The 14,315-nt window shown below is 47.4% G+C and carries 11 protein-coding genes; 7 read left to right on the top strand and 4 right to left on the bottom strand.

Annotation, left to right across the window (positions count from 1 at the left end):
- Window positions 1–18: 18 nt before the first annotated feature.
- A complete protein-coding gene (locus ACWIP2_RS08650) occupies window positions 19–1,518 on the bottom strand; it encodes a magnesium chelatase (RefSeq protein ID WP_448519524.1) in 1,500 nt (499 codons plus the stop codon).
- A gap of 121 nt (window positions 1,519–1,639) precedes the next feature.
- Here ACWIP2_RS08650 and ACWIP2_RS08645 point away from each other — a divergent pair, with 121 nt between their 5' ends.
- Window positions 1,640–2,398 (top strand): OmpA family protein, encoded by a 759-nt coding sequence (locus tag ACWIP2_RS08645; protein WP_448519523.1) that lies wholly within the window; start codon window positions 1,640–1,642, stop codon window positions 2,396–2,398.
- A 60-nt stretch (window positions 2,399–2,458) separates the two neighbouring features.
- Here ACWIP2_RS08645 and porN read toward each other — a convergent pair whose 3' ends face one another.
- Entirely contained in the window at window positions 2,459–3,286 is an 828-nt protein-coding gene (porN, locus tag ACWIP2_RS08640; protein ID WP_448519522.1) for a type IX secretion system ring protein PorN/GldN, read from the bottom strand.
- Window positions 3,287–3,602: 316 nt separating this feature from the next.
- Between porN and ACWIP2_RS08635 the strand changes: the two genes are divergently transcribed.
- From ACWIP2_RS08635 to ACWIP2_RS08610, 6 genes are all read left to right on the top strand, one after another.
- Window positions 3,603–4,412 (top strand): DUF2490 domain-containing protein, encoded by an 810-nt coding sequence (locus ACWIP2_RS08635; RefSeq protein WP_448519521.1) that lies wholly within the window; start codon window positions 3,603–3,605, stop codon window positions 4,410–4,412.
- A 35-nt stretch (window positions 4,413–4,447) separates the two neighbouring features.
- Complete coding sequence (locus ACWIP2_RS08630) at window positions 4,448–5,299, top strand: hypothetical protein (RefSeq protein ID WP_448519520.1); 852 nt, start codon at window positions 4,448–4,450, stop codon at window positions 5,297–5,299.
- An 8-nt stretch (window positions 5,300–5,307) separates the two neighbouring features.
- Window positions 5,308–6,438 carry a trans-sulfuration enzyme family protein gene (locus tag ACWIP2_RS08625; protein ID WP_448519519.1) on the top strand — a complete coding sequence of 377 codons (1,131 nt, stop codon included), beginning with the start codon at window positions 5,308–5,310 and terminating at the stop codon, window positions 6,436–6,438.
- Between the two features lie 54 nt (window positions 6,439–6,492).
- On the top strand, window positions 6,493–6,861 hold the full coding sequence (locus ACWIP2_RS08620) for a hypothetical protein (protein WP_448519518.1): 369 nt from the start codon (window positions 6,493–6,495) through the stop codon (window positions 6,859–6,861).
- 223 nt (window positions 6,862–7,084) lie between these two features.
- Window positions 7,085–11,512, top strand: coding sequence for a CusA/CzcA family heavy metal efflux RND transporter (locus ACWIP2_RS08615; RefSeq protein WP_448519517.1), 4,428 nt, complete (start codon window positions 7,085–7,087; stop codon window positions 11,510–11,512).
- A 43-nt stretch (window positions 11,513–11,555) separates the two neighbouring features.
- On the top strand, window positions 11,556–12,752 hold the full coding sequence (locus ACWIP2_RS08610) for an efflux RND transporter periplasmic adaptor subunit (RefSeq protein ID WP_448519516.1): 1,197 nt from the start codon (window positions 11,556–11,558) through the stop codon (window positions 12,750–12,752).
- Between the two features lie 243 nt (window positions 12,753–12,995).
- Here the strand turns inward: ACWIP2_RS08610 and ACWIP2_RS08605 are convergent, their stop codons facing one another.
- Together ACWIP2_RS08605 and ACWIP2_RS08600 are read right to left on the bottom strand one after the other, a co-directional pair.
- Window positions 12,996–13,316: a DUF1800 family protein gene (locus tag ACWIP2_RS08605; RefSeq protein ID WP_448519515.1), complete on the bottom strand. Its 321-nt coding sequence runs from the start codon at window positions 13,314–13,316 to the stop codon at window positions 12,996–12,998.
- Window positions 13,317–13,370: 54 nt separating this feature from the next.
- Window positions 13,371–14,189: a glycoside hydrolase family 16 protein gene (locus ACWIP2_RS08600; protein WP_448519514.1), complete on the bottom strand. Its 819-nt coding sequence runs from the start codon at window positions 14,187–14,189 to the stop codon at window positions 13,371–13,373.
- Window positions 14,190–14,315: the final 126 nt, after the last annotated feature.

Raw genomic sequence — 14,315 nt, 5'->3', positions numbered from 1 at the left:
AAATATCCTTTCGTTTGACTATTCCTCATCGTCATCAGCACCAAGATTGAACATGCCGCTCAGGATGTCCTTGAACTGGATGCCGCGCTCCAGATTCTTACGGCTGACAACGGAATACTCCGCCAGTCCGTGCAGGGCAAATTCCATCATAAAATATTGCTCGTTGGTACTTAGGTTAGGCAATTTAGCTTTTACCAAGTCGCGCAGCCCGGGTACTTTATCCAGCGCGGCGCGGTAGTCGCGGTCGGCGGCATCGTTGAGCAGGTCTAAATGCTCGCCATTGCCAAACCAATCCTGAATAGCTTTGTAAGCACCGTTGGCGCGTTTTTTCTCCTTTTCGGGGTCAGGGAAAAACTGTTTGAAATAGGTGCGGATGGTTTTGCCTACCAGCGCCTGCGCTACGGAGGCAGCACCTTCCTGCTCGCCTTCGTAAACAAGTTCTACCTTGCCCGAAATAGACGGGATAATTGCCCAGAAGTCGCTCACGCGGATGTGCGTCGCCGATTCGCCGTTGATCAGGGTACGCCGCTCGGCAGCACTGATGAGGTTTTCGTAGGCAGAAATGGTCAAACGTGCCGAAACGCCGCTTTTGGCATCCACATATTCGCTGTTGCGAGCTTCCATCGCTACCTGCTCAATCATGTCTTTGGCAAGATCAAAAACCTCAATTTTTTGCTGTTCGGGCTTGATGTATGCCTCCTGCTGCGTGATTTTGCGCCCTGTGGCAATATCTTTTGGATAATGCGTAATTATCTGACTATCAATGCGATCTTTCAGCGGGGTTACGATGCTGCCGCGATTGGTGTAGTCTTCGGGGTTTGCCGTAAACACAAACTGAATATCCAACGGCAGACGCAGTTTGAAGCCGCGAATCTGGATGTCGCCTTCCTGCAAAATATTGAAGAGCGCCACCTGAATACGCGCCTGTAAATCAGGCAATTCGTTGATGACAAAAATGCCGCGATGCGAACGCGGAATGAGTCCGAAGTGAATCACGCGCTCATCTGAATAAGGCAGTTTGAGCGTAGCCGCTTTGATAGGATCGGTATCGCCGATGAGATCAGCCACCGAAACATCGGGAGTGGCGAGTTTTTCGGTGTAGCGCTCCGAGCGATGCAGCCATTCAATGGCGGTATGGTCGCCGTGAGTGGCTACTTCGTCTTTGCCAAAGCGCGAAAGTGGCTGTAGCGGGTCGTCGTTCAACTCGCTGCCTTTGATAATAGGAATGTATTCATCTAACAAATTGACCATCAGGCGCGCAATGCGCGTTTTTGCCTGTCCGCGCAAACCCAGCAGGTTGATATTGTGCATAGAAAGAATGGCGCGTTCTACTTCGGGCAGTACGGTAAATTCATAACCGTGAATGCCTTCAAACACGGGCTTGCCCTCGCGCAAGCGCCGCATCAGGTTGTCGCGCAGTTCCTGTTTAACGGTGCGGCTGGTATAGCCTGCTGCTTTTAGTTCGCCTAATGTCTTGATTTTCAGTAGTTGATCGGAGGATAGTTGGGAATATTTCATGCAGTTGGTTTAGAAGTGATGCTATTTGGAAGTATTAACTTTTTTTAGCCCGCTAAAGTTAGCCATTGGCGGCTAAAAATCGTAAATTTAAGTAATTGTTCACCGGTAAATTTCTATTGCTATGGCACGCTATTATTTCCTCCCTATCAGCTTTGTGTTTTTATTGGCAATACTTGTATCCTTGCCCTTTGTGGCTGAAGCTCAACAAAAGAAAAAGCGCAAGAAACAGAATAAATCGGCAGCGAATTTTACCACTTCGCGCCATGCGCGCACACATGCTGTAGCGTTTTCATTAGAAGGCGACCCGATCAAAAAATCGGGGCGCATGATGAAGCCCGGCGCTACGCGACCTGCGGGCGGTGCAGACATGCCCTGCCCCGATCTGAAGCCTGAAGTTCGCATCCCCGGCAACAGGCAAATAGCTATCGCCTATCAGGGCATACCCAATACAACCTATGAGCCACCCCCCTACGGAAGTGTTCCCGAAATTACCATCCCTGAAAAACAAACGATTACTCCCTCTACAGTCAGTACGGGCAAACCGCCTAAGCCTACGCTGCGCCCTTTGTACTTTGTATTTGACGAAGACGAACTCACCAAAGAAGACATGGAAACCATCCAAAACGCGGCAAATTACGTACAGTATGGCTATCGGATCGTGATAGAGGGTCATACAGATAGCTTTGGCAGCGATTTTTACAACGAGCGCCTGTCCCAAAGAAGAGCAGAACGCATCAAATCCATTATGATAAAAACGACAGGTATTGCCGAAGATGCGATTATTGTAAAAGCCTATGGCGAAACACGACCTGCGGTTTCCAACAATTCGCCCGACAGCCGCCAGTTGAACCGCCGCGTGGAAATTAAAGTAGTGGATTAATAAAAAGCATAGCGCACAACTGAACAGTCGTGCGCTATGCTTTTTTAAGCGGCAGGCAATTTAATTTTCCCAAAGATTGCTTTCAAACTCCAGCAGCGCATACTCAATTTGCAGCGAGGCGTACATGGCACGCGCTCCTTCGCCATAGATATCGGCAATAGTAGCGCCATCGCCGTTCTCATACTTAGTCAAATGTGCGCTAAACAGCCGCAGATCAAAGGCCTCTGCCATATTGCGGTGCTCGCGCGGATTGGCATTGTTGAACCAGACTGCCTTGTTGTTATCCCTAAACACGTTTTCAACCACTTCTTTGTAAAGAAAAGTAGCAATAGGCTTATCTACGCCGGAGGTATTAACTTCAGCGGGCAGAATGATGGTGATTGTTTGAATATCGCGATACATGCGCGAGCGTTTTTTGTCAAAAATCAGGTCTTCTTTTATTTCCAATAGGTACAATTCTTTGCCCGGCAAATACATCTCCGGCTCGGTTGATGCTGTGCCGTCCGATCCTGGCTCGCCCCCCCAACCGTCATCTTCAAATACTAAGTCATCTGGGTCATATGCAGGAGCTTGTTTGGTAAGTCTTTTGGTAAATTCCTCCAAGCTCAGGCGTTCACTGAGGGTTTCATCGGTAAAAGGGCGCAGAATTCCGCTTTGCACCGCTTCGATCAACAGGCCTGTGATTTCATAGCCTTTTGCATTGAACGGTTTATTTTGCTTTTCGCGCAGGTCAATTGTGTACCAAAGCGATTTCTTGAATAATTGGTCTGTGTTTTTGATAGGGCGTAAAGAGTTCTTATTGTAACCCCATTCTTCGTATTCTTGGGCATTAGCAGCCTGTACAATCGCAACAGTGGCCAGAACAAATACACACAATAACTTTTTCATGATTTTTTTGATTAATGGTTGGAACATCTTCATCCTTTGCGCAATGGATTTCAACGTTTAATACCATTGATGTCATCAACGTTCCCTATTTTTATTGAAATTTTTTTGCTGTGTAAGCAATGATACAAATGAAAAGGCTCGCCCCTGTCGGGCGAATGCGATGTGTAATTTATGTTAATACAGCAAGTAGAGAGAGGGTCAGACTTTTATCTGTAGCTCGCAAACGGTATCTTTGCATAACAAATTACTAATGCGCATTAATCTAATCAACAAATTGATTTGCCCGCCTCTCATTGATTCACACAAAACATTGACAATGCGTACATGTTTTAGGTTGATTACTGTTGTGGGCTTATTGCTACAAGTGGCGCTTGCTTACGGACAAAACACCTCGACCAGTTCATTAGAAGAAACAGGCATCTGGAATGGCTTGTATATTAAAGGCAGGATTAGCAATAAAATAGGCTACTATGGCGAACACCATTTCCGCGTTCGCAATAGATTAGACAATCTTACATCTTTCGTTGGCAGAACCAGACAAATTTATAACCGCGCAGGTATCAACATTCTGTTCAATAATTACTTCGAAGCTGTTATTGGGCCAACGCTTGTCTGGAACTACACCCCCGACCCTACGAATGAAAATTTTGAACGAACAACTTTAGAGCCGCGCATCTGGCATCAATGGCTCTTTATCATGCCCGAAATGGGGCGCTTCAAAATCTTCCATCAGTTTCGCTTTGAACATCGCTGGCGCAGGAGCAATAAAATCGGATCTACATATGACTACACCGACCGCTTCCGCTACAAGTTTTTTACTTACATTCCGCTCAATAAAAAAAAGATCGAGGTAAAAACCCTGTTTTTTTCTCCAAGTGCAGAGATTTTTATGCAAAGAGGACGATCTATTGTCAACAATCCCTTTGAAGATTTCCGAACCTACAATGGCTTTGGGTACGTATTAAACCCTAAGATCACCTTTTTTGCAGGACATATGTGGACATTCGGACAGAGAAGCTCGGGCTTTGAATACAGAACAAGTCATATCATCCGACTCAACGTACTTGTGGGTCTGGATTTCAGAAAATTAGACAGCAAATTACCTCAAATAAACTTAGGCTACTGATGAATCAGGCGATAACTCATCATTATAAGATAGTTTTGGCAGTACTTGTACTGTTGTGTATCGGCTTGTCTGCCACAACGGCAACTTACTATAAACAAGTAAATGAACTTAATAAGGATTTGCAGGCAACTCTTGCCAGAATAAAAACTGACAGTTTAGCCATTCAAGATTACAGGCGCTCAGAAGATCAACTGCGCGGCATCTTTGCAAAATATGCGCCTAGCAGTTCTGCCAACGATGAAAAGCCTAATGTACTAATCGGTTTCGACACGTTACTGGCAGCCTATATAAGTAGAACGAACGACCTTTACCTCCTTTCCGAACAAGGCAAAAAACAAATTGAGGATTACCGAAACGAGATTGTGTTTTTTAAAAATAAAATTCAAAGTCTCGAAGATGCCAAAAGTGAATCGGAGCATCAAATAGAACTGCTCACATCCGATATTGTACGTAAAACTACACTTTCCGACTCTATGGCAGCGGCACTCGAGTTGCTGCACTACAAGCTACTTCATACCAATATCGACTCGATGACCATTATTTCACCCAAAGGCAATAAGATTTTTTACTACGGAAAGCTTTTTGAAGAAAGTCCACAGTCATTTGGCATAGGCTTCTATGAAGGACGCGGGTACTACATCGGCGAATGGAAAGGCAATGCACGCAACGGCTGGGGCAAGCACTTCTACAAAGACGGTTCGAGCTACGAAGGCTATTTTGAAAACGACTTGCGGTCGGGCTACGGAACTTATTACTACGCCACAGGCGAAATCTACAAAGGCAACTGGAAAGACGATCTGATGAACGGCGAAGGAGAAATTATTGGAGCGGACAGAAGAACGGTTACAGGTATTTGGGAAAATGGTAAATTGCTGCTGAGAAAATAACACCGCCTATGCGTCCCGAAACCGCTGCTATCCACGCCGGACACCATACTGACCCACATACAGGTGCCGTCATTACGCCTTTAGTACTCTCTACAACCTTTGCCCGCGACGAGAATAACCAACTCATCAGCGAGTTTATCTACTCGCGGGCCAACAATCCCAACAGGCAAGAGTTGGAGCATCGGCTGGCAGCTATAGAAAGCGCTGAAGTGGCAGTAACTTTCTCATCGGGATTGGCAGCGGCTATGGCTATCCTGCACAGCCTCTCACCCGGCGACCACCTCATTATTTCACCGGACATGTACTTTGGTGTACGGGTGCAGTTGGAAACGCTTTACAGGCGCTGGGGTTTGGAAGTAAGCATGGCAGATATGACCGATCTTGCACAGGTACAGGCGGCTATTCGCCCCAATACGCGCCTGATCTGGACAGAAACACCTTCCAATCCCTTAGTCAAAATCACAGATTTGCGGCGCATTGCCGAACTTGCCCACAGCATCGGCGCGGTTTGCGTGTGCGACAACACATGGACTCCGCTCATCCAACGACCGCTGGATCTGGGCGTAGATCTGGTCATGTACTCTACTACCAAATATATTGGCGGACACAGCGACTTGCTCGGCGGCGCGGTCATTGCCCGCACAGACAGCGAACTGATGCAGCGAATTCGCTTATTTCAGCAAATCGGCGGGGCTGTGCCTTCGCCCTTCGAGTGCTGGCTGATGCTGCGGAGCATTGCAACGCTGCCGCAGCGTTTGGAAGCACACTGCCGCAATGCTATGCGCGTAGCCGAATTTCTGACGCAACATCCTGCGATCGAAAAAGTACATTACGCCGGGCTGCCTTCGCATCCGCAACATAGGCTTGCTGCTTCGCAAATGTCGGCGTTTGGAGGGATGCTCTCCATCGAACTCAAAGGAGGCAAAGAGGCTGCCCTGAAAACCATTGCAGGGCTGACACTTTTCGCCCGCGCTACCAGTCTGGGAGGCGTAGAAAGCCTGATCGAGCATCGGGCGACGGTAGAGGCAGCCCATGCTAATTTTCCTGATTCTTTGCTGCGTGTTTCCATCGGATTGGAGCATCCCGACGACCTAATAGAAGATTTTAACAAGGCACTGAGGGAACTCGATCCACACTAAAATTGTATTTCATACGTTCTAATCGTAGATTTGCAACAATAATACAAACCAATTTTGCGTATCCTCGTCGTTATTTCAACATGGTTCTGGCTCGTATGGTCGCTACATGCCGACCATTATCAGATCCGTCCTGTCTATGAAATAAATGATTATGAGGACTTTACCCTACAGGAAGACAACCTCCCCTCTTCTTTGATTTCGTGGTTAGACAATAACCAACCCAACACAAACACAGGCAAACGGCAGCGCATTTCGCAAGAAGAAAATCGCCAGCCTTCATCTGAATTTTCTTGTATTTTTTACCCTGCTACCGCTATTTTTTTGCATGATGCCAAAGCTGTTGTTCAGGCTGCAGCTATACAGCAGCTATACAGCAATATATCTGTTAAAATTTTCCTCTACACCTGTCGGCTTAGGTTATAGCACGCATACATTGCGGATGAGACATGTATGCGTTGCTTGTGTCTCACAAGCACCTGCCGTAGTTAGCGTCCCCACGAACTACAGCAGGCGAAGTAATGTTGCTTGATGAAATATTACTTCTGACGGAATCTGCATATCCCCACCTTATCCGCCAACCATCCACGTCCTAAAATCGGGACAACTTTGTTTCAAAAATTCATTTCAACAATATTTTCTAATACAGATGATTGACAAAATCATTGCGTTTAGTGTGCGCAATCCGCTCACGATTGGTGCGCTAACCCTCATTATGGCAATTGCCGGCGGTTATTCTTTGAAGAATTTGCCGATTGATGCTGTGCCTGATGTTACTAATAATCAGGTAGATGTAATTACTTATACGCCCAGTCTGGCCTCACTAGAGATGGAAATGTTTGTAACCTCGCCGATTGAAATGGCGATGTCCAATATTCCGGGGCTGCTGCAAACCCGTTCTATTTCCAAATTTGGTTTGTCTGTTGTCAAACTTGTTTTCAACGACGACACCGATATTTACTGGGCGCGCCAACAGGTATTCGAACGCCTGCAACAAATCAAGAATGAAATTCCTGAAGCTGCAGGCGAGCCTTACATGGGGCCCGTTTCTACCGGCTTAGGCGAAGTTTACCAATACGTGATTCGCCCTCGCGACCTGACCGACAAGTCTTTTTCGCCGATGGAGCTGCGCACCATGCAAGACTGGTTCATTCGTAAACAGTTGCTCGGCGTACCGGGCGTGGCCGAAGTAAGCGGCTTTGGCGGTTTCAAGAAAGAATACCAAGCCAAACTCAAATTAGACCAAATGCGCTCGCTGGGCATCACCATAGATGATGTGTACGAGGCGCTCTCGCAAGGCAACAGCAATACCGGCGGCGCTTACATAGAAAAAGAAAATAAAGCATTTACCATTCGCGGCGTTGGTCTGGCAACTAATCTGGACGACATCGCCAATACGGTTGTCAAAAATAAAGGCAGCGTTCCCGTCCTGATTAAAGATGTAGCCACTGTAGAATTTGGCAGCGCTATCCGCTACGGCGCTATGACTATGAACGGCGAAGGCGAAGTAGTCGGCGGCATTATTATGATGGTCAAAGGCGGCAACGGCAACGAAGTTATTACCCGCGTTAAGGAAAAAATGGCAGCAATTGAGAAGCAACTGCCCTCGACACTTGTGATCGAGCCTTTTATAGATCGTTCCAAAATTGTAAATAATGCCATCAAAACCGTTGCCACCAACCTGATAGAAGGTGCGCTGATTGTCATAGTGGTGATTGTCGTATTTTTAGGCAACTGGCGGGCGAGTTTACTTGCGGCTTCTGTTATTCCACTGGCAATGCTGTTTGCCTTTATCTGGATGCAGTATTTCGGAGTAGTAGGCAATATTATGAGCCTTGGGGCAATTGATTTCGGGCTGCTTGTAGATCCGGCAATTATCATCGTAGAGTCGGTTGTACTCTTCCTTGCGCTTGCCTATCAGCGCCATCTGAAGTTTAACGGCAAAAGCGAAAATACAGAGTTAAGCTACCGCGAACGACAGGAAGTCGTGATCCAATCGGCAGCAGAAGTAAAAAAATCGGTCGTATTCGGCGGCGCAATCATCCTGATTGTATATTTCCCGATCATGACTTTACAGGGCATCGAAGGCAAGATGTTCACCCCGATGGCACAGACGGTAAGTTTTGCGATTCTGGGAGCGCTGATTTTGGCGATCACCTACGTGCCGATGATGAGCGCCCTGATTATTAAGCCTCCCAAAGATCCGCACGACCACGGCTTTTCCGAAAAAATCGTTCAGGCGATCTACAGCGTATTCAAACCCATTATCCGCCTTGGGATGAAGTTCAAATACGGCACTATTGCCGTCGCACTGGGCGTTCTGGGAGCAGGTATTTGGGGTTTTAAAATTATCGGCGGCGAGTTTGTACCCAAACTGCAAGAGGGCGATCTTGTCGTAGAAATGAACCTGCCCGTAGGCACGTCTATGACCGAATCCATAAAACTCTCTACCAAAGTAGAGAAAATGCTATTAGAAAAATTCCCCGATGAGGTAGAGCGCGTCGTTTCCAAAATCGGCACTTCAGAAGTACCGACCGATCCACAGGCGATGGAGGCGATGGAAACAATCGTTGTACTCAAGCCAAAAGAAGTCTGGAAAAAAGCCAAAAAGCAGGAAGACCTCGCCGACATGGTTGCCGATGAAATGAAGGCCTTTCCCGGACTGGTACTCTCGATCCAACAACCGATTGAAAACCGCGTAAACGAGCTAATGGCAGGCTCGCGGACAGATATTGTAGTAAAACTCTACGGCTACGATCTGGATACCTTAGTGAAAAAATCCAATGAGATCATCAGCATCTTGCGCACCATTCCCGGCGCTGTAGATGTACAGGAAAGTAAGATTTTCGGCTTGCCGCAAATTAACATCCAGTACGACCGCCGCCAAATGGCAACCTACGGAATCACGGTTGAACAAATGAACCGTACCCTACAAATTGCTTTTGCCGGAGCTACCGCCGGACTGATTTATGAAAAAGACAAGCGTTTTGACCTGACCCTGCGCCTTTCGGACGACGACCGGGTGCGTCCTGAAAACATCAAAAATCTGCTGATCGAAAGCAAGGACGGCAATCCGATTCCGCTCAAAGAACTGGCTGATATTCAGGAAAATGTAGGCCCTTCAGAAATTGGACACGAAAACCTCGGACGGCGCGCCAACATCGGCTTCAACGTGCGCGGACGCGACGTAGAATCGCTGGTTTATGAAGCAATGGATCTGGTAGGTAAGAACGTAATGCTTCCCGCAGGCTATAGGCTGGAGTTTGGCGGCGAGTTTGAAAACCTACGCCGCGCCAAACAGCGCCTCGGTATTGTTGTACCGATTGCCCTTGCAATTATCTTTGGGTTGCTGTTTGCTTCCTTTGGCAATATCCGCGACAGTTTGCTGATTTATGCCGTAGTGCCGCTTTCGGCAGTAGGCGGCGTATTCTCACTGCTGCTGCGCGATATGAACTTCAGTATTTCGGCAGGTGTAGGCTTTATCGCACTTTTTGGTATTGCCGTATTGAACGGCATTCTCTTAGTCAGCCACTTCAACGAACTGATGAAGCGCGGCATGAGTGCCGAAGATGCTGTCCGACAAGGACTTAACGAGCGCTTCCGCCCTGTGCTGATGACCTCTGCCGTTGCCGCATTGGGCTTCCTGCCAATGGCACTTTCCACGAGCGTAGGCGCGGAGGTACAGAAACCATTAGCAACTGTTGTTATCGGCGGGCTTTTCACTGCAACTGTACTCACTTTAATTGTTCTCCCTGTTATGTACGCATTAGTCAATAAAAACCGCATTTCTGGCGGGGCTTCGGCTGAAGATCAAGAAGTGGAACACACCCACGCCTATTTGAGCGCTAAAGTCTTAGGCTTGGTCTTATTGCTGGCTGTATTTGGCACGGGTGTACAGGCACAGACACCCTTCATGCAGAATGGTATAAGCATTAGTCTGGAGGAAGCCGTAAAGATTGCCATCTCTAAAAATCCCGAAATGCGGCTGGCAGACCAGCGAATCGAACAACAGCAGTTGCTCAAACCCGCAGCCTACAATATCCCCAATTTAGATCTGCTTTTCGAAGCCCCGACAGGCGAAGATTTGCGCCCCGGCGTACTGCAAACTTTTGAGTTTCCTACTGTTTACAGCGCACAGGCAATCGCGCAGCAAAAGCGCGTAGAATTAGCCCAAGCCGAAAAAGATATAACTATCAACGGGTTGATTTTCAGAACCAAAGTCGCCTTTAATGATTTGCAGTTTATGGTGGCAAAGTACCTGCTGCTGACCCGTCAAGATACCATTTATGACGACATTATCCGCGTGAATGAGGTGCGCTATCGCGTCGGACAAATCAGCAACTTAGAGCGGATCAACGGCGAAAGCCAGTACAAACGCATCCAGTACAACCTCAAGCAGGCACAGGCAGAGCTAAAAGGCGGTCGGGCGCTGCTGGCTTCACTGCTGGGGCGTTCCGGCGATACGACCTTGCTCCCCGACAAGCCGCTGAGCAAACTTCCCGATATGGGACTTTTATATGCAACCGATACGCTTGCCTTTGCTGCCAACCCGATTGTAGGCTTCAATATGCGCAATGTGAGTTTGCAACAAAGCCTGCTGAGCGTAGAGCGCAACAAAATGCTGCCCGGCATTCAGATCGGCTTTCTCAATCAGGGCAACCCCGGCAGCGAAGCATCAGGCGGCACTCCGCTGGGTTCGCGCTTCCGCTTTGGTTTGACGCTGCCCGTTTGGGCATGGAGCTACAAAGCCAATATTAATGCTGCCAAAAAAGGCGTTGCTATTTCGCAAACGCAGGCGCAGGCTACCAATCTGCAATTAGGTGCAGAATACGCCAAAGCCATTGCGATGTACCGTCAGGCAAATGAGAATTTGCAGTACTTCGAAACAGTCGGCTTGCGCGAAGCACAGGAAATCGTTCGCGATGCCCGCACCAGCTACCGATTGGGCAGCATCACCTACTACCAGTACTTGCAAAACCTCGAGCTTGCCTTTCAGTTGGAGATGAACTACCTCAACACCCTGCGCGACTACAATCATTCCATCATTTATCTCAAATACCTACGCGGCGAGCAATAACAGGCATCAACATTTTCAAATACTCAAAATCCGACATTCAAAAATGAACCGTTTTATTAGCTATATCTTGTGCAGCATGACGCTTGCGGCGGCTGTCGGTTGTTCAGGTACGCAGGAAACTGCCGCCAACGACCCCGAAATTCGTCAAGTGGAGTTTGTAGAGCTGACTCCCGAACAGTTGAAAACCATGGAAGTTCAGATGACAACGCCCAGCACACAACCAATTGTTTCTAATATTTACCTGAACGGCAAAGTAACCTCGCTGCCTAACTTGAGCGCGAGTGTCAGCAGCAATATCGAGGGCAAAGTTGAAAAAGTGTTTGTCACTAAGGGCAGTTTGGTGCGTAAAGGACAAGCGCTGATGGTACTGAGCAGCATGCAACTCATCGAGCTACAGAATGAATACCTCGCCGCTAAGTCCGAAGTAGATTTCTACGCTATCGAATTCAAGCGTCAAGAAGAGTTGATAAAAAACAACGTAGGCGCGCTGGCAGACTTTCAGGTTACAGAAGCCAAGTACAACGCCGCCATGAGCCGCGAAAAGGCGCTGCGAGCCAAGCTCCAACTACTCGACATTGATGCAGATCAGTTCAAAAACCCTAAAACCTCAGTCATTGCCCCTTCGGTAATCATCAAATCGCCGATTGACGGCTACATTACCGAACTTCCTGTTACTATAGGAATGCTTGCTTCCATGCAAACCAAATTAGCTGAAATTGTAGATACAAGCCAACTATATGCGGAAGTTTTTGTCTATGAAAAAGATCTTGACCTTATCACAGAAGGTCAGGAAGTAGAAATTGACTTCATCAACAGCAAATTTGACAACGTAATGGGCAAAGTAATGAGCGTTTCCCGCGCGATCAATACAGAAACCCGCGCGATTACCGCCTTTGTGCAATTCGCTGCCCGCAAAGGCGACCTGATCCTTCCCGGCATGAACGTGCGGGCAATCATTCTTAATAAAGAAGGAACCAAAGGCGCTATTGCCGTACCGCTGTCGTCGTTGATAAAAGAAGACGATCAGACTTATGTCTTCGTAGGAGAGAATAAACCCAATCCAGAAGGGAAACTGAAAATTACCCGTTACAAAGTAAAAGTAGGCAGTACCAACGATACACTTGCAGAAATTATTTTTCCCAATGGGTTGCCGCCTAATACGATGGTTGCTAAAACTAACGTGATGGTGCTGGAAACGCAGCGCCGCCAAATGAGCGGTATGAATGTCGGCGGTGAGTAATCAAAACAACAGATCAAAGGCAGGCGGATAGTACAGTATTTTGTGCCATCCGCCTGTTATTTTATTGCGAACCCCTTACCTTATACTAAAATGAATTTAATCTCAGTATTCTCCGCGTAAAACTTGGCATTCTTTGCGGTAAAAAAGGCGCTACTGCAAAGAGCGCAATGATTTTTCACAAATCAGGTTGTTTTGCAGTTGTGCAAAGAAGGCATTGTTGGTGCGTGTAGCAAAGTGTGCGTGTCAGAAAAGCGTCATTTTTTCGCGCAAACTTGCCTTACTTTCAGCCATCTGCCGCAGCCAGAGTAGGTTGAGTTCGCGTCCATGGTTCAGCGATTCCATCACTATTTCGCGACATTCGTCCTTGTCGGAAAAGAACATACGCGCAAGTCGCAACTCGTTGTCATTCAGCAGATTTAGTAGCTGAAAGTCATGGTTATCGGCAAAAATTATTTCTACGTGCCGCCTCAGGGGAATTTGCAGTGCGGCAGATAGTTCCTGTGGCAGCAAGCCAAAGCCGGCGCGTAGATAAAGATGCTGGATGTGTTTTTGATGAGCAGACATCGCCAATTGGTTTTACAGCGTTTGACAAACCTGATTGGCGATGGTTTAATTAGCTTACTTTTGATTTTTGTAAACTCGTACCCAATCTACCTCCATTCGCTGCGGCCAAATGCTTTCGTCTATGCCCTTTGCACCGCCCCACTCGCCACCTACGGCAAGGTTCAGAATCAGATAAAAAGGCTTATTGAAAGGCCATTCTGCGTCGGTTTTCTTTTCATTGGGGAAGGTAAAATATTTTTCGCCGTCAACAAACCAGTCAATTTTTTCAGGTGTCCAATCAATAGCATACGTGTGAAAGACTTCCGAGCAGTCGGCTACAAAGAGCGTATCTCCGCGCTGTGTGCCGTTGATGTGGTTATAGGCTTTGGTATGGATAGTTCCGTGTATGAAACCCTGATTGTGTCCTACATGCTCCATGATGTCAATTTCGCCGTCTTCCGGCCATTTCAGCGGTTCTTGCGTCGGCAACATCCAGATCGCAGGCCATGTGCCTCTACCTTTGGGGAGTTTTGCCCGTACTTCTATCCGTCCGTACATAAAGTCGCCCTTGCCTTGGCTAATCAGTTTAGCCGAAGTGTAGGCGTTGTTTTCCATGCTGTCTTTGTGGGCTTCAATAATGAGAATGCCATTTTCAATACGGATGTTTTTTGGGTTGGCATTGGTGTAATACTGCAATTCGTTATTGCCCCAGCCATGCCCGCCGACGCTGTAGCCCCATCTGGTCGTATCGGGCATTCCGTCGCGGTCAAATTCGTCCTGCCAAAATGGTTGTATGGTAGCTACGCCATCGGCAACCTGTTTGTTTTTGTCCGACCCGCAGGCGCTTAGTAGCAAGATAGCCCCAAGCGTCAGGTAGCCAAGTGTTGTTCTCATAGCTTAGAATGGGAAAATGAAACTAAGAATTTCAAGGTAAGAAAAATAAAGAATAGTGTGCCATATCAGCCAGTTGTTGCTAATATTTTGCAAAGATGAGCCGGAATGCTTCGTTTCTGCACTATC

It is taken from the genome of Rhodoflexus sp. (genome assembly GCF_053489755.1).
Note: the sequence above shows the minus strand (reverse complement) of the source record. Positions and strands in the feature narration are given on the sequence as shown.